Source organism: Mesorhizobium sp. WSM4820, assembly GCF_055811075.1.
On record NZ_JBVVQN010000001.1, the window covers coordinates 71,467 to 92,606 of the forward strand.

Below are 21,140 nucleotides of genomic sequence, written 5' to 3' on the forward strand. Positions count from 1 at the left end.
ACGTGCGTTGAACAGATGGCCGTCCATTCCGGGCGTCACAACAGGGACGGCTCCATTGCGAAAAATCTCTGATACCATCGCCCGCCTTGCCGCGCTGCAGGCGCGACATGCCGCACATCCCGCCGACCTCGGTGCGTCAGACCACCTCCGGACGCTGGCCGACTTCGGTACCAATCCTGGCGGGTTGGAAGCGAAGTTCTACATTCCCAATGAACTATCCAAGGGCACCCCGCTCGTCGTCGTGCTGCATGGCTGCACCCAGAACGCGGCCGGCTATGACCATCATTCCGGCTGGTCCCAACTCGCCGACGAGGCTGGCTTCGCGCTGCTCTTTCCCGAACAGCAACGCGGCAACAATCCGAACTTCTGTTTCAACTGGTTCCAGCCTGGCGACACCAAGCGTGGTTCGGGCGAGGCGCTTTCGATTCGCCAGATGATCGAGACGATGGTCGTCACCCACGGTCTCGACCGAAGGCGAATCTTCATCACCGGCCTCTCGGCCGGAGGCGCAATGGCAGCGGCCATGCTGGCGACCTATCCGGAAGTGTTTGCAGGCGGTGCGTTAATTGCCGGCCTGCCCTACGGCAGCGCAACGACAATCCCGGAGGCCTTCGATCGCATGCGCGGCCACGGCGGTCCTTCGGAACAGGATCTGCAACGGACCCTCCGCGGCGCATCGGATCATCGGGGACCGTGGCCGAGGATTTCGATTTGGCACGGTGCCGCTGACCACACGGTTTCGCCTTCCAACGCGGAAGCGATCGCAGGCCAGTGGCGGGGAGTCCACCGGCTTGAGAAAGCGCCGACGCGTCGGGAAGCTGCCGGACCGCACGCAAAGCAGGTCTGGCGTAACGGGGCGGGAGATGCCTTGATCGAAATCAACATGATCGCCGGGATGGGCCACGGCACGCCGCTCGGCAACGGCCTCGGCGCTCCGGGACCTTATATGCTTGATGTCGGCATTGCCTCCACACGCGAGATCGCGCAGTTTTGGGGGATCGCGGCAACCGAGGATAGCGCCTCCCGGAAATCGAGGCCGCAATTGCCCGCCAGCCAACGGCAACTACCCCAGTCACCGGCGCCAAGTATACAAAATGCGAAGACGAAGCCCCCGCAGCCGACTGCCATCCATCAATCGCGCCAGCCCGGCGTGAAGAAGATCATTGAAGATGCCCTGCGGGCGGCGGGCCTGATGCGCTAGGCGGACGGCGCGAATCGCTCGCCGACTGTCTCGCCGGCCCGCGAAGGTCAAGCGGCTCCGATCAGGCAAGGGAACGCGTCGTTCTTTGGAATCGGTGACCGCTTTTCATTGAGCGGTCGCCATGCACCTCGTCCAGATCCTGCTTCCCCGCGCGGACAACACCGGTCGCCCATTTGGCCGGGAAGATTTCGACCGTGTGAAGGAAGACCTGGCCAGCCGTTTCGACGGCGTCACAGCCTACCTGCAGGCGCCCGCAGAAGGTCAGTGGCAGGATGGCGAGCAGTCCAGCACAGATGAAATCGTCATCCTCGAAGTGATGGTGGATGATGTCGATCTGCCGGACTGGCGCAAACGGCGCGCCGAGCTAGAACGGCGGTTCCGGCAGGACACGGTGATCGCCCGCTACATGCCAATGGCGCTCGTATAGAGCGCCGATATCATGCCATCAACGTCAATCCGCAAGACCGAGTACGATCCGGAGACAAGGGTTCTCTCGGTGTGGTTCGTCGCGAGCGGCACGCGTTATGACTACGAGGCTGTGCCGCCGGAGACCTATGCGGCGTTCCGAAACGCCTTCGTAAAGGGCCGGTTCTTCAACGACCACTTTCGCGACCGTTGCCGGCACCGCCCGATTGCCGAAGCATAGCGAGCGTTGCCTGCACGCGGAGACTCATGCGCCGGTTTCGGAGTTTGACGCGCCGGCTGGCTTTGATTCCGGGGAGCCCTTATGGCGTAGGAAAATCGACAGCAGGACCAGGACGGCCGTCGACATGAATTCCGACTGCCAGTTCTGAAAGGACTCGAACCATAGCTGGGCGTCGAGAAGATAGTCTCCCAGGGATTGAACCTCGCCGCCGTGCCGAAGCGCCTCCTCGTTCGCGGCCGCCAGGCTCGCCCACCAATGCAAGGCAAATGAGATGATGAACAGCACGGCCAGCGCCAAGCCCAGCGAGTATGAATAGAGCCACGACAGGATCGGGTTGCGCCTGCGGGTGGCGGTCGGAAGTTCGCCCTCGGGCCGGTTGGGATCATCGGGATCACGAGACTCGGCGGAACCGCGCTGGAACAGCATTGCAGTCAGCATGACATAGGCCGACATCTGCAGGAATTCGCTTTCCCAGTTCTCGAACAGCGCCGAGAGGAAGTCGCCGCTCGCAAGATAGGAGAGCAGCCCAATCGATGCCGAACCGTGGTTCTGAAGCTCTTCATTGTAGGCCGTATGACCCGACCAGATCATGCCAATCGCACTGAACAAGAACATCGCCACCAGGGCGATCGTCAGTCCATTGTCCCGGAAAAAGCTTTTCATGGTCGTCTCCCTCGGCAGCTCCGGCTAACGCCAGTTCTCCAGACCCTCTTCGATCATCACCGCCTCGACTTGCTCGCTGAAGCGAGAGCGGTAGAGCTCCAACAGTGCCTCATGCGTCTGGTCAACCGAACTGCAGATGGCATCGGTCGCAAGGACGACACGAAAACCACGGTCGATGGCGCCGAGGACCGTGGCAAGCACGCAGACGTCGGTTTCGCCGCCGGTGATGACCAGCGTGTCGATCCCTGACCCATTGAGCATCGCGTCGAACCGGCCTTCAGTCCACGGCGAATAGACATGCTTGTCGAGCGTTCTTGCCGGCGGCACGAACCGCGCCAGAGAAGGCATCAGATCGACGAGGCCGGCATCGATGTCGGCAAGGGTGACCTCGGCCCAACGCTGATAATACCGCGCCCACATGCCCGGTCCTTCGCCAGGCCGAGCGGCCGGAACAAAACGTGTGAACAGCGTTTGCTGCGGATGTCTTGCGGTCAATTCCTCGATGACCGGCAGCACGTTTTGCGCCCACGGCACGGCCCAAGGCCCGCCCGGCGCGAACAGGCGCTGCATGTCAACGCAACGATGTAGGGAATTCTCACCAAGCGGACCGTGTACCAGGCCTAGGGCGGCCATGATCAGCCGGGGCCGCGGTGGGGTGATGCATAGTCTCTATCTGAGCGCGGGCGTAGCCCGGGAGGTCCCGCCGTAGCCTCGCATCTCTGCCAATCCGCCTTTAGCCGTTGCCGGTTCATGGTCTTGTCAGGCGGGCCGCTTGCGCCTCCTGCACGTCGATGGCGTACAGCAGTTCGCCGTTCTCGTCGCGCAGGCGCACGAGCCAACCTGAAAGATCGTCCGTGCCCAGTTGAAGGTCGACCAGAAGATCGATAGCGCATCGAACCGCTTCCTCCCGCGCAGCCTCTAAACTTGGCATCCTGGAGGGAAGAACCTGACGGCCGCGTCCGCCGATACTCGAAGATATAGAGCCCGCCGTTTTCGTCATTCGCCGCTGTGACGGCGACTTCGTCAAAATTGCCATTGCTTCGGGCATCATAGTCGTTCACAGCCAAATCGAAGGTCGCGATCTGGACCAGGACCGCCTTCGCTCGATTGATAGCGGCCTCGTTGTTTCCGCCGTCAACGCGTGCCAGGTCACGGCAACGCAGTCACCGCCTTCGCCGCAGAAGATCACGCGCAGGATGGGCTGTCCGGTCGGGGCGGTTGCCTGGGTAACTTCGGTTCGAATGATCTGCATGAGAAACTCCGTCACCATCGCTAGAGTTTGACAGCCATTTCCCGGCTCCAGAGACGCAGCTTGCGGCAGCCCTCGACAAAACCGGTAATCGCCTTGGGATCATCGAGACCAATCATGCCTTCATCGGCTTCCGGATCGACGCCGGCCTTCTGCAGCAGCGGGACGGCGCCCGACGTGAAGCCGATGAATTTGCAATGAGCAAAAGCGTCGGCAACGAAATCGCGCGCGGCGGCCTCGCCCGTCAGGCGCTCCGCTCCTTCCTCGGAGAGGATCAGCGCTACTGCGTCGAACAGGACCGATGGCCCGCCGTCGATCATGTGTTTTGCAGCGATGAGACTTCCATCCGCCGCCTCGACGCCGCCCACCTTGGGCGCTATGACCTCCATCACTGCGCCTTCCTTCTCGATCGCTGCCTGGAGGTTCTTCAGCAGCGCTGCATCGGCGCCGGGACTGACAAGCACACCGACCTTGCGGCCAGCAAAACTGTCAGGCCCGTTCCGGATGATGCTGAGCGCCGGCGATGGTTCGAGATCGTCCCTCGGCGCGACCGCCGCATCCGCGGGCTTGGGCAATTGCTTCATGCCAAGCTTGTCAGCGACAGTTTCTGCCAAGCCTTCATCAATGTTGAGGAGATGCGACACCATGCGCTCGCGGATAACCGTTGTCTCGACCTTGGAGAGCTCGAAGGACAGCGCCATGGCGATATGCTTCTGCTCAGGCGCGGTCTGACTGTTGAAGAACTGTCGCGCCTGGCTGTAGTGGTCGGCGAAGCTCTCTGCGCGCAGACGGACTTTCTGGTCTTCCTCCGCCTCGGCGAACGACCGGAAACCGTGCTGCGGCGATTCCCGCGGGCCTTCGCCGAATGAATTCGGCTGGTAGTTCGCACGGCCGACCGGATTGCGCATCGCCATGAGGCCATCCTGCTGGAAGTGGTGGAACGGGCATTTGGGTGCGTTGATCGGGATATGGGTGAAATTGGGGCTGCCGAGACGCTTCAGTTGCGTGTCCAGGTAGGAGAAGTTTCGACCCTGCAGCAGGGGATCGTTGGAAAAGTCGACGCCGGGCGGTACGTTCTGCGTCATGAACGCGACCTGCTCGGTTTCGGCGAAGAAATTGTCGGGCATACGATCGAGCACCAAGCGGCCGACCGGGACCGGCGCGAGGATTTCTTCCGGAATGATCTTGGTCGGATCCAGAACGTCGAAGTCAAAACTGTCCGCGAAGTCCTGATCGAAGAGCTGGAGGTTGAGCTCCCATTCCGGGAAATCACCAGACTGGATGGCATTCCAGAGGTCGCGTCGATGAAAATCGGGGTCAGCGCCGTTGATCTTGACCGCTTCGTTCCAAACGACCGACTGCATGCCGAGCGTCGGCTTCCAGATGAATTTGACGAAGGTGGATTCGTCCTTCGCATTGACCAGCCGGAACGTGTGAACGCCGAATCCTTGCATGAACCGGAAGGACCGAGGTATCGCCCGATCCGACATGACCCACATGACCATATGCATCGATTCGGGCGTCAGGCTGATGAAGTCCCAGAAATTGTCGTGTGCCGATTGCGCCTGCGGGAAGGCACGATCAGGCTCCGGCTTCACTGAATGAATGACGTCGGGAAACTTGATTGCGTCCTGAATAAAGAAAACTGGGATGTTGTTGACGAGATCCCAATTGCCTTCGTTGGTGTAGAATTTGACGGCGAACCCACGCACGTCCCGCGCCAGGTCGAACGAGCCTTTCGAACCGGCCACCGTGGAGAACCGCACGCAGGCCGGCGTCTTCTCGCCGGCACGCTGGAAGATATCCGCGCGGGTGTAAGCCGCTAGCGGTTCATAGGTCTCGAAGAAGCCGTGCGCGCCATAGCCGCGTGCATGCACGACGCGCTCGGGAATGCGCTCGTGATCGAAATGAAAAATCTTCTCACGGAAGTGGAAGTCTTCGATTAGTGACGGTCCGCGCTGGCCAATCCTTAAAGTATTCTGGTCATCGGCCACTGGGCCGCCTTGGGCGGTCGTCAGGATCTCGCTGTCGCCTTCGGCGATCTGGTGAAGCTCGCCTCCGTTCCCCGCACGAGCTTTTGATCATGGATCGTCGCGGGCTTGCCCGACGACTGTCTGGTTGTCTTGGCCATGCTTGAATTCCTTGAAAAGGAGGGGGCGGCTTCAGGTCTCCCTCAATGCTGGACACCCACTTAAGTTCCTGGTGGGTGTCACGTGGCCCGCATTTCGAAGAATAGCACTCGGCTGCCGGAACATCGGGCCCGCGCTCCGCCAGAGGCGCGGGCTTTTTCGTCTGGGGGAACACGATCTCGCGACGATCGTTCGGGTCGGCAACAGAGCGCCATACCGTCAGATCGAGGACAGGAAATGCGGGAAAGACAAGGCTTAACCCATCAAGAAAAATACGATAGGCAGGAGCGCACGTCGGATGCTGCAAGGGCATTAACAGACATTGAGCGCGCAGCACGAGATGCAAAGACTGCTCGGCTGCGAGATCAACGACTTAAGGCTGAAACCGCTCCTCCTGCTGCATTGGTAGCGAAACCGAAGAAAAACCGACAAGGCAACAACTAAGTAGTCACCCGGGACGCGGCGGATTTCGTGTTCCGTTGTGAGCGTCCTTTTTAAGCGTTCTCCGACATTGTCAAAGGTAAGCAGGTGGCCATCGAGCGCAGGAAGGTGCGGGCATGAAGGTCTGCGCCGTTTCCCAAGCCGCCGAAGCCAGAACCCGCTCCAGGGCCACGCCGCGCAATCAAGCTGCGTGATTTGCGCCATTGACGAGCACCCGAAATGCGGCCCCAATCGGGATTACGTGGTTTGTTGGGGGATTCGCATGAACCGATTTCTCTTTGTGATCGCCGACTTTCTGTCCCGTCCGCCCGGCTTCTATGTGCTGATCGCCGCGATGATAGCCTGCACTGCGATGGTTCCGTTTGGGCTAACAAACGTAATCACCTATGCGCTTTCTGTAGCTGCGATAGTGATTACCGGGGTCGTACTAATCCAGGGTTACCGCGACACCGCTGCCATCCATGCGAAGCTCGACGAGATCATCGTTGCATTGAAGGAAACGAGGAACAATGTCGTCGGGCTGGAGCACGCCGAGCCTGAGGAGATCAAAGCCCATTTGGCGCGGCTTGAATTGGAAGCAGCGGCGGCTGATCAAGAAGCTAAGCACGAGGGAGTCCCTGGCGCCTAATTACGCCAGCGGCTGCCAAGCACTGGCAGCGGGAAGCGCAGAAGCGGAAGGCCGCATGACCCGAGCTGAGATCAAAGCCGAACTAGAATGGCTGCTGGAGTCGTACGAAAGCCTTAGCGCGTCAGAGTCCGCAAACACACCGCTTCGGCTCTGAAGGTATTGAGGGCATCGAGCGGGAGTTCTTTGACCCCGGCGACAGCGGCAACATTTTTGCCCCGGATGCGCCCGTCTCGACCATCATAGACGGGCTGTTAGCGCCGCTGGTCGGCGCGATGTATGGCCTGCTCGATATTCTGGTCGTGTGATGGTCGGTTTTTATGACGAGATGCATCAGTTCGCGAGCGAGATGCTCGGCGAGTTCAAGCAGGGCGTTGTCATGTTAACCCGCACGGTCACAGCGCCGCCAAATCCGTCGACGCCATGGATACCGGGCGAGCCAGTGACGACGGTCTATCCACTCGATGCGGTGATGCGCCGCGTGTCTCAGAAATACGTCGACGGCACCCTCACTGTGGCGACCGACAACCAGATCACTTTCGCAGTACCCTCGATCGTCCCCGCCATGACCGACACACTCGTCATCGACGGCGTCGAGTTGGTCATGAAGGACCTACGGCCGATCCCGCCGGCCGGGACGTCGGTCGCGTATATCGCTTTCGTGGCGGGTTAGCCGCCGAGCGACATCCCAGAAAAGAGCGACGCCAGCGACGACCGCATGTGAGACTTGGCAACAGCGATGTCCCCTTCGAAACCGGAAAAATCGATCTCCATATGATCGAACGTGGACAGTGCCCGCTCTTCCATGTCAGCCAATGCCCGATCTGGGTCATCCGATTGCTCAGCAACCATTGATGCAATTGCCATGAGTGCGATGCGAAGCACCACAAGCTCCGTGGAATGATGGGCCAAGACATCCATACCAGTCTCCTTTTAAGGTCCGGAACGAATGCTCAAACGCCTATCTCCCGTGATCGTTTCGAACAGCTTGTCTCGACCTACGAGCCGATGCTGCGGACCGCGTTTATCGAGGCGATCCACGACATCCGCTCCAACGTCGTTCTGCGCCGTGTGGTGGAGCGCTTGGAGCGCGGCGACGTCGACGGCGCCATTGCAGCCATGAACCTCGACGAGGCCGCGTTTCGGCCGCTGGAAGAAGCCATCCGGCAGGCCTACAACGGCGGCGGTATCGCCACGGTCGAACAGATGCCGGCGCTGCGCGATCCGAGCGGCTTTCACGTCGTTTTTCGTTGGGATGCGCGCAATACGGTTGAGACCTGGTTGCGCGAGCACTCGGCGCAACTTGTCACCAACTTGCTGATCCGGTCGGGCGATGCTCCGATCAGCCGGCGCCCCCCTCCGTGAGGCGCGGGGTTCTCCGTTCAGGGAACCGAAACGATCAAGGCTCTTCGGACGTCCAGCTCTGGCGCTGAGCAATGCGGCCTAGGCCGGCTAAATCAGAGCACCACTGCCCCGACGAACATTCATGCAACCACCGCCATGTCTTCGCGTTTAGCCACTTCAATTCTGGAGAGCGACACAGATGCCGGCGTTTATTCCGATTACAATTTACCTGAATGACAGATCGATGCTGGTTGCGTCGATCCCTGATGCTGAGACGGCGCTTCAACAACCATGGCCATTCATGGACAAGCCATCCCGACTTGAAGCCATTCGAATGATCGAGGAATGCTTGGCCGGACACTGCACCCAACAAGCCGCGTTCGATGCCTTCAAGGTGGCCGCAAGTGAACAGGGGCTTCTAAAGCGAAAGCCTCTAAGCGTAGGCCTCAGGAAATTCGACGGGGTCGCTGAAGACCTGCTGTGAGGTGATGCCTGGGCGGACTTGGTCAGCCGGATTGCGGACCACCCGCCAAATCGAGGAATGGCGGATGGTCCTTTATCAGCGCAGGAAGGGACTTAGCTGCGCAGATTCGTCGCTCCGTCCAATCGTCAAGTCCGGTCGTTCCTAGAACGATCCCCAACTAACGATTATTCCAATCGCCAGGAATGTGATCGAAACTGCGAAGACCGGAGCGAGTAACCAGCGAGCTTGGTGGACACTATTTTCCATGGGCTCCTTCCCTTGAACTTGCAGGGAGCAACGACTATGCGCAGCGGCGGGTTCCGGGGTGGCGCTATGTCCGGCTTATTGCGCCAAAACAAGCGAGACTAGTCCTGTCGCGCATCAGACCGAAGTCCCTCAAGGGGAACAAATGCAGCTGCCTGCGGTTTGGTGGCTGGCGCTAAGGCGATCCCGTTCAGCGCATCAGCCCTCACGAAGGGGACAGCTATGAGAATGCATCTTTCCACTGCAGCCGCGGGACTTCTGCTGCTGGCAAGTATCGGCGTCGCTGCCGCTCAGGACGTCATCATCGAGCCTGAACAGGAGACGGTCATCAGGGAATACGTGAAAAAGCAGCCGCTCGCATCGGTGAACCTCCCTGGAGTGGAGCTCAATATCGGCTCAACCCTACCCGAGACGGTCGAGCTCCATGAAGTCCCCGACACCAAATACCGCACCGTTGTCGTCGACAACCGGACCGTTGTCGTTGATCCGGGCACGCGCAAGATCATCAAAATCATCGAATGACGTAAGCGACTGGGAGGACAGCCCGCCGTGCCGAAAGGTGCGGCGAGCTTTTTTGTTGTGTCTGGGGGCACACGAACTGGCGACAATGGTTCTGGTCGGCAACAAAACCGCCGTCCGGTCAGGTCGAGGATAATGCAGGAAAGGCAAGGGTTAAGTGATAAAGAAAAGCACGACAGACAGGAGCGCACGTCGGATGCTGCACGGGCCCTCCGATCAGACGCGATCCTCTCCGCAAGGCCACGCCGGGTTCAATTTCGACGGCCGATGTGCAAAGGTCGAGCGTGGAATATGGTGCGGGATTTTGAGCGGTTGATTACTTGCTCAGAGTAGGCGTCTGCGGCAATGCGATCCAACAGCTTACGGGATTCCAGTATCAGGCGGCGGGTATCGTTTATCGTCTGGCGAAGATTATCGATATCTGCGCGCGCGCGACTCTCATTCAATCGAGCGGCTTCCATTTCAAAATTGTCCCAATATGGATAGCACAGTGGATGCTCCTAAGCGTCCGGCGGCTTCAGCCGGCTTTTCAGTAGCCGAGCTTCACGAAGTAGTGATGCCCGATCGGTGCCAATCAACTCGATCAGCTCGCGCGCTTGAGCTTCAGTTATTCCGGCTTCCTTGGCGAGGAACTGCGCCTGGAAATCCATCATTCGGTCGCGGTCGGACTTTTCTTCCTCGCCCATAGTGAACCTTTTCAGCCCTTAGATTGAAACCGGAACGCCAGGCGGAAGGGTTTTGTTGCGATCAATGGATCGAAACTTTCCAGGCATTTTCGCTTTCTCTGGAACACATGCTTGAGATGAAAGTTCGGGAAGTGCAGCAATCTTGTTCCTCCCAACGATGGGCTGCAGATCGGCGATGCACCGATCGGCCTGCGTCCTTTCCTCATGGGCGCGGGCTTTCAATTCACAAACGATAGAGGTGGATGTTCCTGGCTCGGCACGAATGAAGCACCTGGCCAAGATCGCGCTTGTCGAAGTCCTGTCCGCACACTGGACAATGCTCGAAACGCTCCACCTCGGGCTTGATTGGCTGGTCGTGGTCCTTGCCTCGATATCCCGTGCCTTGTTTTTGGTCCGACATCTCATTTCCGCTCCCGCAATGCTCTCGCGGCTTCCGCCAGAGTGGCCCGGTCGTTGCCCTTGCTTTTGATAAGCTGGCGGACCTGGTCTGCCGAAACGCCGTTCTGCTGGGCAAAATATTCGATCTCGTAGTCGTCACCGGCGGACACACGGTCGCGGTCGCGGAAGTCACGCTTGCTCTTGTCGTCGGCCATGTCGTTCTCCTGATAAGCTTCGGTCGATGGGCAACGCCGGACACGGGACTTTGTTGCTGCAGCCCTGCGGAATCACGTTCCGTTCACTCTGGCTAATATAAGCCGTCCGCCTAGAATCGAATAAGTGCGTAAAATTGTAAGTACCGGCGCCGGCCGGCTTGAGTTCATTCCGCCGATGATGCCTACCTTGGTTGCCAAGCCGCCCCAAGGCGATGACTGGATGTATGAAGCCAAATTCGACGGCTATCGCTCCCAATTATTATCGACGCCGGCGGCGCGCGGATTTTCACCCGCCGCGGCCTCGACTGGACATCCAAATACCGCGACCTAGCTGCGGCGGCGCGAACGCTGGACGTCGAGAATGCCATCATCGACGGCGAGGTCGTCGTCTTAAATGAGGCTGGCCTTTCGGATTTTGCCGCGCTGCGCAAGGCAATCACTAGGCGCCAGCACGACCTCTATTTCGTCGCGTTCGATCTCCTGCATCTCAACGGCCATGACTTGCGCGACATGGTGCTGGAGGACAGGCGGGAAATCCTGCCGGCCTTATAGGGTCTGATAGCCGCATCCAGTTCAGTGAGACAATGCCGGCGAGGCTAATGCGATCTATCATCTAATCGACGCTGCCGGCCTGGAGGGAATGGTATCGAAGCGTCGAGACAGCAAATATCGCAGCGGGCCGACAACCAATTGGCTGAAGACAAAATCCTTCACCGAAAGCGAGTTTGAGACTCTCGGAGTTGAACGCGAGAGGGGCAAGCCGGCGTTTGCTCTGATGGCTGACCCGGTGACGCGCAAATATGTCGGCAGTGCTTTCGTCAGCGTCAATCGCCAGATGCGGGAGCGGCTTTGGAAAAGGGTTCAGGAACATGCCGGGCCACCGCCCAAGGACATGCCAAAGCGGCCGGCAACGCAGTGGGTAAAGCCGGGTATCAAGGCCCGCGTGAAGCATTAAGGGGCGAGGAAGACCTTCGGCACGCCTCGCTGCAGGATTTCTGGGATGAGGATTGAAGGCCGCGCCACATTGAGCGAGGCCGGCCTCGCGAAATTCGCAATAAAGCGTACAATCCCTAAGTCGTCCGTCCCGAATAGAGGCATTGCGGACGCTTGGGAGCTGTCAGTGCTTCCGCCCTAGAGGCAGGAGGGCTGAGATGGCGAAAGCCCAGGCAGGCGCCCAGGTATCGGTTTTTGACTGCGATATCCTGCGCAGCGCCTTCATAGAAACCGTGATCGAAGAGAAGATCCCTGAAGACAAATGGCGGTCGGTTGCCGCGCTTTTGATCAGCGACTTTACCGGGAGCGATGACGTCGATCCTGATTTGCTGGATTGGATCGTGCGCAAGTAGCCAGAGCTACCCAGCCGTTAGTCTTTCGTCGCCTGCCACGCTCGTTGCTATGCCTTTTTCGGTACTAAAAAGTCAAAGGCAAAGTGAGACGCCTCTACCTGGATTTTCGCGAGGTCGCTAGCAGCCGCCCGAATTACATCGGCAGTCACCTCAAAAAATTGGTGTGTTGCATTTTGCCGGTTGACTGAGAGTTTCTGCCAAGCCTTCTTTTCTCCGAGGTATACGCTCCACGGACCGTGAACGACACGATTGCGAAACGTGTTGAGTTCGCGCATCTGCTGGACGAGGCGATCGCGCTCGGCAAGGTCATTCGGTTCGGTGGTGTGTTGGTCGATGATCTGACCATACAGAGTGATTTTGTTATTCAAGTTGTTCGCTTTCCGCAGCTTCGGTTGGTCGGCGCCAAGCGCGGACAGCCAATGATCGATATGGAATTCCAGAAATCCAAACTGCATTATCAAGCGCCCTATCGGCTCGTAAAAATCGCTGTCGTAGCGCTCGATCATCTCCGATACGGATTTGGACGTTCCATTATCGTGCTCACACTGACGAAAAACGCAACGAGCCGATGAAGCGGATGCTTCAAGACGCCGCGCCGTTGCCGCACACGATAGCGAGAAGGTTGCAAAGAGTCCGGCCGAAAGAAATGAGGCCCCTGAGCTAATATCAACCCAATGTCAAAGAGTGGGCGTCCCCTATTGCCGACGCCCTCGTTTTCAGGATTATATTCCTCCCCGCTGGGGCGAGCCCTCAACGGAGATCGCCATGCCCAAAAAGACCCTCGCCGACACCCTGGCCGCCCGCGAGACCATCTATGTCAATTGTGCGCACCCGATGTGTTGCAAATCGACGAAGCTCGATCCAGGCGCTGATTGACAGGCTCGGCCGTGACCACGGCCCGATGCACGACGACCTGGTCGGGCTCTTTATTTGCTCAAACTGCAAGGCTGCCGGTGGTGATCGACGGCAGGTGTTCTTCACTACGAAGGCCAGCAGCGGGCGCGCAATCGCGACTGGAAGCCAACTTTCGAACGAGGGGGCTGAAAGTGGCCGGCGCCACTTGGGGGGGAGCGTTAGGGATTTAGGCGCCGGTGCTGACCACCGGCCCGAACACCTATGCCCTCTACGTCCGCCGGTACAGCAATGCGTGCGACTATTCGGAAATCCCAGCGGTAGGGTTTGTGCCGACGCGCGATGGCCAGTGCTTGGTTCATCGATGCCGAGAGCCGCTCTACACTCCTCCCGGCTGACGGTGACGAGCATAGCTACTCTGCCGCGCGTTTCGGCAGGGAAGCCTTGGCTTCCAAATCCTCGACTATCAGTTTCTCGACGTATCCTGCGACCGTTCGTCTATCTGCCTTTGGATCCTGGGAACGGAGTCGCATCATCGGCGTTACCGGCCAGCCAAACGCTGCCAACGATATGGAGGAACGGGCGTGATCGAGTTGACCGAGAGGGAAAAGCGCTTTCTCAAGCGCGTTGATACCATCACTCACGCTACCTGGTCGAACAAAGTCACAGCCGCAGATGCCAAAGGCAAGCCCATGCGTATCGCAAGGGCAACGTTTGCCCGATTACGAGACGACGGTATCATCATCCGATCTACAAGCGACCTGACCTCGAACACCTACGTCATTAATCCTGCACCCGTGACGCCACAAGTCGAGGAAGTGCAGGAAGCGTCCTGATCGGGCGTCGTCCGGGCGCTCATTCCGCGTCTCGCCCGAGTTGGGCGCAGAGTTCCGCTCCTATATTTTTCGGGCGATGCGCGAGAAAGCAAACTGACTGTCGAAACGACAATGGCTCGCTGCTCCAGCGGTCGCGCCCTTTTGTTGCTGAGGAACCTTTACGCTGCGGCGGCCGTTGAGCCCCACCCAAAAGGGAGATCACAATGGTCGACGACCCAAACGAAGACGCAACGCCGACGGAGACGCAGCGGGAAGCTCAGGAATCCTTGGAGAAGCAAGTTGCGCAGCTGAAGCGCGAGATCAACGAGATCAATCGGACGCTCGCGGAGCGCGCTGAAGAGGTGGTCGAGGAAGCCACTCGTTGGTATGAGGGCGCGGCCGATAGCGTGTCTCGGACAACGCAAGCACTTCGCAAAAGGGCGTCTACTGCTTCCGGTGTCGTTCAAGAAAATCCTGGCACGGTATCGTCCGCCTTCATGCTGGGCGCGGCTGTAGGCTTGCTTGGGCCTTGTTCTTGTGGCCGGCGACCAACGCCGGGACCGCTGGATCTAACACGCCCAAATAAGGGCCAGAGCTCGCTGACTCACGGTGGCGGGCTTTAGCAACTCTTCACTAGGCTAATCGACCTTCTGCCAACTTTTGTTTTTTTCATCATAATATTCGGCAACGAACTTAAACGACCGTTCGACGTCATATGCGACCTCTGTTTGCCTGAACGCCGGATCCATCCGAATGAAGCCGAGGATCTTTTTCTTAAGATCGTGGATTTTGGATTTTGGAAACTCGTGTGCATCGAGCCTGGCGGCGAGTAGCGATGTAAAGTCCCACCTCACGTGGACGCCCGGTCGCTGCCCGATTTTCTCTTCGCCGTAGGCGATTTCGTACATGTTTGTTTTGACTGCGGTTAGGATCTCATCGGTTAGCGCCTCGTACCCCATAAGGGGAAGCGTGAGGTCACCCTCACGTCGGAGTGTCATAAATAGCCATAGGGCAACTCCGACAAAGACAATGGTTCCGATGATATCCATTTTTTCCGGTGTTTCGAATGAGAGAGGGCACGAGTGGCGCCGGTTCACTTGACGGTACGGCGCCGCCTCAACGGTGGCCGGCTTTTCGTTCTAAATCCCGAAGATGGCAGCCAGATAGTCCCCGTGCAGGATCAAAGCAGCACCTAAGGCAATGCATAAGGCAGAAAGCAACCCGGAACCGATGCTGCCCCAATGTGTGATGTCCAAGCCTCGGACATAGCGCCGGTCGCCGATCCATTTCTCGGGGTCCCAGAGCATGTCGTAGCGAGCCTGCGAAGCGTAATTGAACGAGTGCATGGACCAGTTGATCCAAGCGAAGAAACCCGACGCGAGCGCTAACAAAAGCCCGACGACGAAGCACCAGACCGGGGCTTTAAATGCTTGCAGCGTAGTAGGCTGTGTGGCGGCACTGTTCAGCAACGAAAACATGCCGAACAGCGCGCCAGAATGAACCAGCACCAGCGACGCGATCAGCCAACGACCCCACTCGGCGGCAACTTGGGAAGTCGCGCGCTGAGACGTTTTGAGATCGTGGTAAACTAATGCAGCCGCGCTATCCCTGCCCATCATCGGCGTTTTAGAGTGCTCAGTTTCTGTCATGTATGAACCCCGCGTTGATTCCCCGGCGGGAATTGTCGCACGGACCTGCCGACAGTCGCAGGAAAAGAATTGGCACCGCAATTGGCACCGGTGATGCGGCGCGCTCTATAAAGAACATGGCGGGAACAAATTGGCTGATCCGTGTTGCAATCGTGTTGCATGGACAGAAAGGGACGGGGCGGGACATGCCCGGAATGCAAGGGTTTGCGCGCTACAGGGCAGGAAAACCCATGCAACACGTTCCGGTCGCGATCGTTCCGCATAACTGGTTGCGGAAATCGTTGGCTGGGGAACCTGGATTCGAACCAGGACTAACGGAGTCAGAGTCCGTGGGTCTACCGTTAACCTATTCCCCAGCAGGCGTGATTGAAGAAAACCGCGCGGGCAGGGCGACGATGGCGCCGCGCGTGCCTTGTAGCCGCCGTCGGAAAATAGTCAAGCCTGCGCAGCCCTTCAATCACCACGTTTCATAAGGGTGTGGTTCAAAGCCGCCCCTCACTTCTCCCTTCGCCCGAGCTGCGAGTGCTCGAAATACAGCACGACGCCGAGCGCCATCACCAGCGGGATGATCAGGTAGAACAGCCGGAACACCAGCAGTGCTGCCAGCACACCGACCGGGTCCATATGCGACAGGCCGGCCAGGAAGACGACCTCGAACACGCCGAGCCCGCCCGGCGCATGCGAGATCTGGGCGACCGAGAACGACACCAGGAAGACGCCGAGCACGACGAAATATCCGGGATTGCCAGCCTCAGGCAGGGCGAAGAAAATGATCGCCGCCGCCGCCAAAAGTTCGATCGGGCCGATCAGCAATTGCCGCGCGACAATCGGTAGCGCCGGATAATGGACCTGAAAACTGCCGATCTTCAGCGGCCTGAGATGCAGCCAGCTGCCGAAGACATAGGCCGCCACCACGAGCAGCATTGCGACGCCCGTGGCCATGGTCAGGCCATGGTGCGGTATGCCGGAGAACCGGTCGATGATTTTGGGCTCGAAGACCAGCACGAGGCCGGAGACGAGGATCGTCGACAGCACGAAAGTAATCCAGCAGATCGCCACCAGAATGCCGACGTCCTGTCCGGTCAGCCCCCTGGTTCCGTAAGCGCGGTAGCGGATCACCGCGCCTGAAAATACCGAGCCGCCGATATTGTGCGACAGCGCGTAGGTGGTGAAGGAGCACAGGGTGACGAACAGCCGCGACACTTTCTTGCCGATATGCAGGAGCGCGATGTGATCGTAGCCGGCCAGCGACGCATAGGCGATGACCGAGCTCAACGCGGCGAGCACCCAGCCGCGGGCAGGGATGGCGACGATGCCGTCCCAGACGTCGTCGAGCGAGATGCCGCGCAGCTCGTGCAGCAGCAGCCATAGCGAGAAGACGACCGCCGCAACGCCGACGACCGGCCAGAAATAACGCCTCCAGTTCATGGCGTGACGATCATGCGTTGCAGCCCGTTGCCCTTTCGGTTCGCGTCAGGAAAACTGCCCGCGATTTCGAATGTTTCATACCCGCCATTTCAGAAATGCCTTATCGAAGCCGGCTATTCAACCGGCAAGGCGCTGCTGCGGGAGAAGGAAAGGCTGGCGATCCTTCGCGCCCCCCTCTGTCCCGCCATCATCGGGCCGAGCGGAGCGGCGAGACAATGCCGCCGACAAATTCGACCCCTGCGCTCTTGGTGATCCGGCCCGGCGCTGCTAGTCTGGTGGCAACTTGGAACACATGAAAGCGCCTGCTGCGTCCGGTCTCCGGTTCGCGCGGCGCCGGAAGGAACTGAAGTGGAAGACCACGACACCGGCGCCGGCGCGCCGGAAGTGGGCGTGTCCAGGGCTTCGCCGCCGCCTTCGGGCCAGGCAAGCCCATCCGCCGGCCGGCACAATGGCCGCCCGGTGCAGCCTTGGTCCGGTCACGGGCAGGCAGGCGACGCGTCCCAGCATCAGAATGGCCAGAAGGCCAAGACCAGGAAGCGGCGCAAACGCCGGCGCGGCCGCAAGGTTTTCGCGCGCGACGACGCTCGCCTCGCTGCGGCCGGAGTGGCGGCGGCTGCTGTCAGCGCTCCAGCCAGCCGCCCGCCCGCGGTGATCGTCGCGTCCTTGCCTTCGGTTGCGCCAGGCAGGCCGGAGCCGGCTGCTCGCCGCCCGCCGCTGCAGGAACTGCCGGTGTTCGCGGCACTCGATCTCGGCACCAACAATTGCCGGCTGCTGGTGGCGGTGCCGACGCGCCACGGCCAGTTCCGCGTCATTGACGCTTTCTCGCGCATCGTCAGGCTGGGTGAGGGCCTCACCGCCAATGGCCGGCTCGGGCAGCCGGCGATGGACCGTGCGGTCGAGGCGCTAAAAATCTGCGGTGACAAATTGCGCAACCGCAAGATCAGGAAGGCCCGGCTGATCGCCACCGAAGCCTGCCGCACGGCCGCCAACGGCGCCGAGTTCCTCGACCGCGTCGAGCGCGAGGCGGGGTTGAAACTTGAGATCATCGACCGCCAGACCGAGGCGCGGCTGGCGGTGTCGGGCTGCGGCTCGCTGGTCGACCGCGACACGCAAGGCGTCGTCCTGTTCGACATCGGCGGCGGCTCCTCGGAAATCGCGCTGATCGATCTCACCGGCCACCGCTCGCCGAGGCTCGCCAACCACATCGTCTCCTGGACGTCGCTGCCGGTCGGCGTCGTCTCGCTGGCCGAGCGCTTCGGCGGCCGCGCCGTCACCCGTGAGATCTTTGCCGCCATGGTCGAGGATGTGGCTGTGCGCCTGCACGCCTTCGACGGGCGCGACCGGCTGAGCCATGTGCTCGCCAGCCCGAAATTCCACTTGCTCGGCACCTCGGGCACGGTGACGACGCTGGCCGGCGTCCACCTCGACCTGGACCGCTACGACCGCCGCCGCGTCGACGGGCTGTGGATGGACCGCGACAGCGTCGACCGCATGGTCGAAAAACTGGTCGGCTGGGATTTTCAGCAGCGCGTCGCCAATCCCTGCATCGGCGCCGATCGCGCCGATCTGGTGCTGGCCGGCTGCGCCATCCTGGAAGCGATCCGCGCGGTGTGGCCGTCGGAGCGGCTGCGCGTCGCCGACCGCGGCCTGCGCGAGGGCATATTGAGCGAATTGATGGCCGACGACGGTGTCTGGCGCAACAATGGGCGGGGCAGAGCATGATCCCGAAAAGTGGCAGCCGGTTTTCGCGGACCCAAGCGGAAGCATTGCTTTGGTGAACAGTCGACCTCCACTCCGTCGAGCTTCGCTCGACACCTCTCCCCCGATCGACGGGGTAGAGGAAGGGCGCAAGCTTATGCAGGCTGGCGCTCTTCCTCTCCCTCCGGAGGGGGGAGAGGTGGCGCTGCGAAGCAGCGACGGAGTGGGGGAAGCCGTTCACGAAACGCGCAGCCGCCGAAAGACGGCCGCAACTCGGCGAGCGAGAAAACTCAAACAAGAAGTCAGGCAATGACCAGGAAACCGGAAAAACCAGGCTCTGCCGGCATTCGCGTGCTGAAAACGCGGATCAAGAAGAAAAGCGGCCTGAAGGAATCGTCGCGCCGCTGGCTGCAGCGACACATCAACGACCCCTATGTCCAGCGCTCCAAGGCCGACGGCTACCGCTCGCGCGCGGCCTACAAGCTGATCGAGATCGACGACAAGCACCATCTGCTCAAGCCCGGCATGAAAGTCATCGACCTTGGCGCGGCACCCGGCGGCTGGTGCCAGGTCGCCGCCGCGCGCACGAAATCGACGGCCGAACACCCGCATGTCGTCGGCATCGACTATCTGGAGATGGACGCGGTGCCCGGCGCGCCGGTGCTGTTGATGGATTTTCTCGACCCGCAGGCGCCGGAAAAGCTCGCTGAAACGCTTGGCGGCCAGCCGGACATCGTTTTGTCCGACATGGCCGCACCCACCACCGGCCATCGCCGGACCGATTACATCCGCACCATGTATCTGTGCGAGGTGGCCGCCGATTTCGCCCTGTCAGTGCTGAAGCCGGGCGGCCATTTCCTCGCCAAGACTTTCCAGGGCGGCGCCGAGAACGAATTGCTCGCCAGGCTCAAGCAGAATTTCCGCTCGGTCCACCACGTCAAACCGCCGGCCTCGCGCGACGAGTCGGTGGAGCTTTATCTGCTGGCGAAGGATTTTAAAGGCGGAAGCGGGGCAGGGTAAAACCGCTCTGTAGCGATCCTTTGCGCCCCCCTCTGTCCTGCCAGCACCAAAAGGTTCTGCACCGCCCGCCCTCAACCGCCCTGCGGACCAGACACCCCCAGCGTCTTCGGCGCCGTCAGCCCGCCATGTCCCGATACGGCGTTGCCGGCATCGGGCGCCAGCCGCATGAATGACAGCGATGCAGCGGCCGACACCGCCGCGACAATGAAGAACGCGATGTGGAAGTCGCTCAGCGTCAGCGCCCCGCCATGGATTGTCGTCGACACTTCCAGAATGCCGCCGGCCAGCGCCACGCCGAGCGCGATCGACAGTTGCTGGAACACTGCGGCGATCGGCGTTGCCCTGCTGGTGTCGGCGGTCGAAATCTCGGCATAGGCTAGCGCGTTGATGCCGGTGAAGAACATCGAGCGGATGAATCCGCCGGCGAGCAAGGCGGCGAGGATCAGCAGATACGGCGTCTCGGGCGTCAGCAGGCCGTTGATGGCAATCGACGCCGCCGCGATCAACGAGCCGAAGATCAGCACGCGGCGGAAGCCGGCGACCCGGAAGATCAGCGCGGTGACGAATTTCATGCCGATGGCGCCGATCGCCGCCACGAAGGTGATCATTCCCGACTGGAACGGCGTCAGCCCGAAGCCGATCTGGAACATCAGCGGCAAAAGGAAGGGTACGGCGCCGATGCCGATGCGGAACAGCCCGCCGCCGAGGACCGAGGCGCGGAACACCTGGTTGCGGAACAGTTCGAGCGCCAGCAGCGGATTTTTGGCGCGGCGCGCATGCAGGAGGTAAAGCACGGCAGAAACCAGCCCGACAGCCACGGTGAGGAAGCCGGCAATCGGCGGCAAGGCCGGCAGGCTGACCACCGACAGGCCGAAAACGATGCCCGATGCCGCCAAGCCGCTCAGCACGAAGCCGATGAAATCGAGCGGCGGCGTTGGCGCCGCTTCGGTCTCCGGCAGGAAGCGCGTGGCCAGCCAGATGCCGATCAGCCCGATCGGCACGTTGATCAGGAAGATCCAGTGCCAGCTGAAATAGGTGGTGATGAAACCGCCGACCGGCGGCCCGACGAGCGGCCCGACCAATGCCGGAACGGTCAGCCACGACATCGCGGCGACGAGCTCGCTCTTCGGCGTGGCGCGCACCAGCACCAGCCGTCCCACCGGCGTCATCAAGGCGCCGCCAATGCCTTGCAGGAAGCGTGAGACCACGAAGGCCGGCAGCGAATTCGACACCGCGCAAGCGACCGATCCGACGATGAACACGGCAATCGCGGCGCGAAACACGGTCTTGGCGCCAAAATGGTCGGCCATCCAGCCGCTGATCGGAATGAACACCGCCAGCGATACCAGATAGGCGGTCAGCGCCAGCTTGAGCGCTACCGGGCTGGTCTGGAGGTCGACGGCGATCGCCGGCAGCGACGTTGCGATAACGGTCGAATCGATGTTTTCCATGAAAAGGGCGACCGCCAGGATAAGCGGAATGGTGCGGTTCATGGAGCGCGTCCGGATT

At 60.4% G+C, this 21,140-nt stretch carries 28 protein-coding genes, 1 tRNA gene and 1 pseudogene; 16 read left to right on the forward strand and 14 right to left on the reverse strand.

The window, feature by feature from the left end; all coding sequences use genetic code 11:
• The first annotated feature begins 55 nt into the window (after positions 1–55).
• The 3 genes from AC0L2R_RS00310 (at position 56) to AC0L2R_RS00320 (ending at position 1,847) form a co-directional block, all read left to right on the forward strand.
• Positions 56–1,201 carry an extracellular catalytic domain type 1 short-chain-length polyhydroxyalkanoate depolymerase gene (locus AC0L2R_RS00310; RefSeq protein ID WP_473507340.1) on the forward strand — a complete coding sequence of 382 codons (1,146 nt, stop codon included), beginning with the start codon at positions 56–58 and terminating at the stop codon, positions 1,199–1,201.
• Between the two features lie 121 nt (positions 1,202–1,322).
• Positions 1,323–1,628, forward strand: coding sequence for a hypothetical protein (locus tag AC0L2R_RS00315; RefSeq protein ID WP_473507341.1), 306 nt, complete (start codon positions 1,323–1,325; stop codon positions 1,626–1,628).
• A 12-nt stretch (positions 1,629–1,640) separates the two neighbouring features.
• A complete protein-coding gene (locus AC0L2R_RS00320) occupies positions 1,641–1,847 on the forward strand; it encodes a KTSC domain-containing protein (protein WP_287066081.1) in 207 nt (68 codons plus the stop codon).
• Between the two features lie 24 nt (positions 1,848–1,871).
• Here AC0L2R_RS00320 and AC0L2R_RS00325 read toward each other — a convergent pair whose 3' ends face one another.
• The 4 genes and pseudogenes from AC0L2R_RS00325 to katE form a co-directional block, all read right to left on the reverse strand.
• Complete coding sequence (locus tag AC0L2R_RS00325; protein ID WP_473507342.1) at positions 1,872–2,510, reverse strand: DUF6766 family protein; 639 nt, start codon at positions 2,508–2,510, stop codon at positions 1,872–1,874.
• Positions 2,511–2,534: 24 nt separating this feature from the next.
• Positions 2,535–3,080 carry a cysteine hydrolase family protein gene (locus AC0L2R_RS00330; protein ID WP_473507343.1) on the reverse strand — a complete coding sequence of 182 codons (546 nt, stop codon included), beginning with the start codon at positions 3,078–3,080 and terminating at the stop codon, positions 2,535–2,537.
• Positions 3,081–3,258: 178 nt separating this feature from the next.
• Entirely contained in the window at positions 3,259–3,510 is a 252-nt protein-coding gene (locus AC0L2R_RS00335; protein ID WP_473507344.1) for a DUF6894 family protein, read from the reverse strand.
• Between the two features lie 272 nt (positions 3,511–3,782).
• Positions 3,783–5,890, reverse strand: a pseudogene (gene katE, locus AC0L2R_RS00340) (catalase).
• A 701-nt stretch (positions 5,891–6,591) separates the two neighbouring features.
• On the opposite strand from katE, the gene AC0L2R_RS00345 reads away from it, so the two are divergent.
• Both AC0L2R_RS00345 and AC0L2R_RS00350 read left to right on the forward strand, forming a co-directional pair.
• Positions 6,592–6,957 (forward strand): low affinity iron permease family protein, encoded by a 366-nt coding sequence (locus AC0L2R_RS00345; RefSeq protein WP_292601661.1) that lies wholly within the window; start codon positions 6,592–6,594, stop codon positions 6,955–6,957.
• Positions 6,958–7,261: 304 nt separating this feature from the next.
• Positions 7,262–7,627, forward strand: coding sequence for a hypothetical protein (locus tag AC0L2R_RS00350; RefSeq protein WP_473507345.1), 366 nt, complete (start codon positions 7,262–7,264; stop codon positions 7,625–7,627).
• Here the strand turns inward: AC0L2R_RS00350 and AC0L2R_RS00355 are convergent.
• Positions 7,624–7,875: a hypothetical protein gene (locus tag AC0L2R_RS00355; protein ID WP_473507346.1), complete on the reverse strand. Its 252-nt coding sequence runs from the start codon at positions 7,873–7,875 to the stop codon at positions 7,624–7,626. The two genes, AC0L2R_RS00350 and AC0L2R_RS00355, sit on opposite strands and share 4 nt — an antisense overlap.
• Positions 7,876–7,962: 87 nt before the next feature.
• Here AC0L2R_RS00355 and AC0L2R_RS00360 point away from each other — a divergent pair, with 87 nt between their 5' ends.
• The 3 genes from AC0L2R_RS00360 (at position 7,963) to AC0L2R_RS00370 (ending at position 9,547) form a co-directional block, all read left to right on the forward strand.
• On the forward strand, positions 7,963–8,319 hold the full coding sequence (locus AC0L2R_RS00360; protein ID WP_473507347.1) for a hypothetical protein: 357 nt from the start codon (positions 7,963–7,965) through the stop codon (positions 8,317–8,319).
• A gap of 178 nt (positions 8,320–8,497) precedes the next feature.
• Entirely contained in the window at positions 8,498–8,782 is a 285-nt protein-coding gene (locus AC0L2R_RS00365) for a DUF982 domain-containing protein (RefSeq protein ID WP_473507348.1), read from the forward strand.
• 465 nt (positions 8,783–9,247) lie between these two features.
• Positions 9,248–9,547, forward strand: coding sequence for a DUF1236 domain-containing protein (locus AC0L2R_RS00370; protein ID WP_473507349.1), 300 nt, complete (start codon positions 9,248–9,250; stop codon positions 9,545–9,547).
• A 497-nt stretch (positions 9,548–10,044) separates the two neighbouring features.
• Here AC0L2R_RS00370 and AC0L2R_RS00375 read toward each other — a convergent pair whose 3' ends face one another.
• From AC0L2R_RS00375 to AC0L2R_RS00385, 3 genes are all read right to left on the reverse strand, one after another.
• Complete coding sequence (locus AC0L2R_RS00375; protein WP_473507350.1) at positions 10,045–10,230, reverse strand: hypothetical protein; 186 nt, start codon at positions 10,228–10,230, stop codon at positions 10,045–10,047.
• A gap of 223 nt (positions 10,231–10,453) precedes the next feature.
• Positions 10,454–10,630 (reverse strand): hypothetical protein, encoded by a 177-nt coding sequence (locus tag AC0L2R_RS00380; RefSeq protein WP_473507351.1) that lies wholly within the window; start codon positions 10,628–10,630, stop codon positions 10,454–10,456.
• Between the two features lies 1 nt (position 10,631).
• Complete coding sequence (locus AC0L2R_RS00385) at positions 10,632–10,823, reverse strand: DUF3606 domain-containing protein (RefSeq protein ID WP_287320759.1); 192 nt, start codon at positions 10,821–10,823, stop codon at positions 10,632–10,634.
• Between the two features lie 124 nt (positions 10,824–10,947).
• Between AC0L2R_RS00385 and AC0L2R_RS00390 the strand changes: the two genes are divergently transcribed.
• The 4 genes from AC0L2R_RS00390 (at position 10,948) to AC0L2R_RS00405 (ending at position 12,169) form a co-directional block, all read left to right on the forward strand.
• Complete coding sequence (locus AC0L2R_RS00390) at positions 10,948–11,154, forward strand: hypothetical protein (protein ID WP_473507352.1); 207 nt, start codon at positions 10,948–10,950, stop codon at positions 11,152–11,154.
• A complete protein-coding gene (locus AC0L2R_RS00395; protein WP_473507726.1) occupies positions 11,106–11,375 on the forward strand; it encodes an ATP-dependent DNA ligase in 270 nt (89 codons plus the stop codon). The genes AC0L2R_RS00390 and AC0L2R_RS00395 overlap by 49 nt, the downstream gene beginning before the upstream one ends.
• An 88-nt stretch (positions 11,376–11,463) precedes the next feature.
• Positions 11,464–11,778, forward strand: a complete 315-nt coding sequence (locus AC0L2R_RS00400) for a hypothetical protein (RefSeq protein ID WP_473507353.1) — start codon at positions 11,464–11,466, stop codon at positions 11,776–11,778.
• A 196-nt stretch (positions 11,779–11,974) separates the two neighbouring features.
• Positions 11,975–12,169 (forward strand): hypothetical protein, encoded by a 195-nt coding sequence (locus AC0L2R_RS00405; RefSeq protein ID WP_473507354.1) that lies wholly within the window; start codon positions 11,975–11,977, stop codon positions 12,167–12,169.
• A 47-nt stretch (positions 12,170–12,216) separates the two neighbouring features.
• On the opposite strand, the gene AC0L2R_RS00410 is transcribed toward AC0L2R_RS00405, so the two are convergent.
• Positions 12,217–12,675 (reverse strand): hypothetical protein, encoded by a 459-nt coding sequence (locus AC0L2R_RS00410; protein ID WP_473507355.1) that lies wholly within the window; start codon positions 12,673–12,675, stop codon positions 12,217–12,219.
• Between the two features lie 930 nt (positions 12,676–13,605).
• Between AC0L2R_RS00410 and AC0L2R_RS00415 the strand changes: the two genes are divergently transcribed.
• Positions 13,606–13,857 carry a hypothetical protein gene (locus AC0L2R_RS00415; protein WP_473507356.1) on the forward strand — a complete coding sequence of 84 codons (252 nt, stop codon included), beginning with the start codon at positions 13,606–13,608 and terminating at the stop codon, positions 13,855–13,857.
• A 203-nt stretch (positions 13,858–14,060) separates the two neighbouring features.
• Entirely contained in the window at positions 14,061–14,459 is a 399-nt protein-coding gene (locus tag AC0L2R_RS00420; protein WP_473507357.1) for a hypothetical protein, read from the forward strand.
• Between the two features lie 15 nt (positions 14,460–14,474).
• Here the strand turns inward: AC0L2R_RS00420 and AC0L2R_RS00425 are convergent, their stop codons facing one another.
• The 4 genes from AC0L2R_RS00425 to AC0L2R_RS00440 form a co-directional block, all read right to left on the reverse strand.
• On the reverse strand, positions 14,475–14,885 hold the full coding sequence (locus AC0L2R_RS00425) for a hypothetical protein (protein WP_473507358.1): 411 nt from the start codon (positions 14,883–14,885) through the stop codon (positions 14,475–14,477).
• Between the two features lie 90 nt (positions 14,886–14,975).
• Complete coding sequence (locus tag AC0L2R_RS00430; RefSeq protein ID WP_473507359.1) at positions 14,976–15,485, reverse strand: hypothetical protein; 510 nt, start codon at positions 15,483–15,485, stop codon at positions 14,976–14,978.
• Between the two features lie 282 nt (positions 15,486–15,767).
• A tRNA-Gln gene (locus AC0L2R_RS00435) sits at positions 15,768–15,841 on the reverse strand.
• Positions 15,842–15,980: 139 nt separating this feature from the next.
• Complete coding sequence (locus AC0L2R_RS00440) at positions 15,981–16,913, reverse strand: lysylphosphatidylglycerol synthase domain-containing protein (protein ID WP_473507360.1); 933 nt, start codon at positions 16,911–16,913, stop codon at positions 15,981–15,983.
• A 348-nt stretch (positions 16,914–17,261) separates the two neighbouring features.
• On the opposite strand from AC0L2R_RS00440, the gene AC0L2R_RS00445 reads away from it, so the two are divergent.
• Together AC0L2R_RS00445 and AC0L2R_RS00450 are read left to right on the forward strand one after the other, a co-directional pair.
• Positions 17,262–18,635 carry a Ppx/GppA phosphatase family protein gene (locus tag AC0L2R_RS00445; RefSeq protein ID WP_473507361.1) on the forward strand — a complete coding sequence of 458 codons (1,374 nt, stop codon included), beginning with the start codon at positions 17,262–17,264 and terminating at the stop codon, positions 18,633–18,635.
• A gap of 285 nt (positions 18,636–18,920) precedes the next feature.
• Positions 18,921–19,631: an RlmE family RNA methyltransferase gene (locus tag AC0L2R_RS00450; RefSeq protein WP_473507362.1), complete on the forward strand. Its 711-nt coding sequence runs from the start codon at positions 18,921–18,923 to the stop codon at positions 19,629–19,631.
• A gap of 71 nt (positions 19,632–19,702) precedes the next feature.
• Here the strand turns inward: AC0L2R_RS00450 and AC0L2R_RS00455 are convergent, their stop codons facing one another.
• Positions 19,703–21,124: an MFS transporter gene (locus AC0L2R_RS00455; protein WP_473507363.1), complete on the reverse strand. Its 1,422-nt coding sequence runs from the start codon at positions 21,122–21,124 to the stop codon at positions 19,703–19,705.
• Between the last annotated feature and the right edge of the window lie 16 nt (positions 21,125–21,140).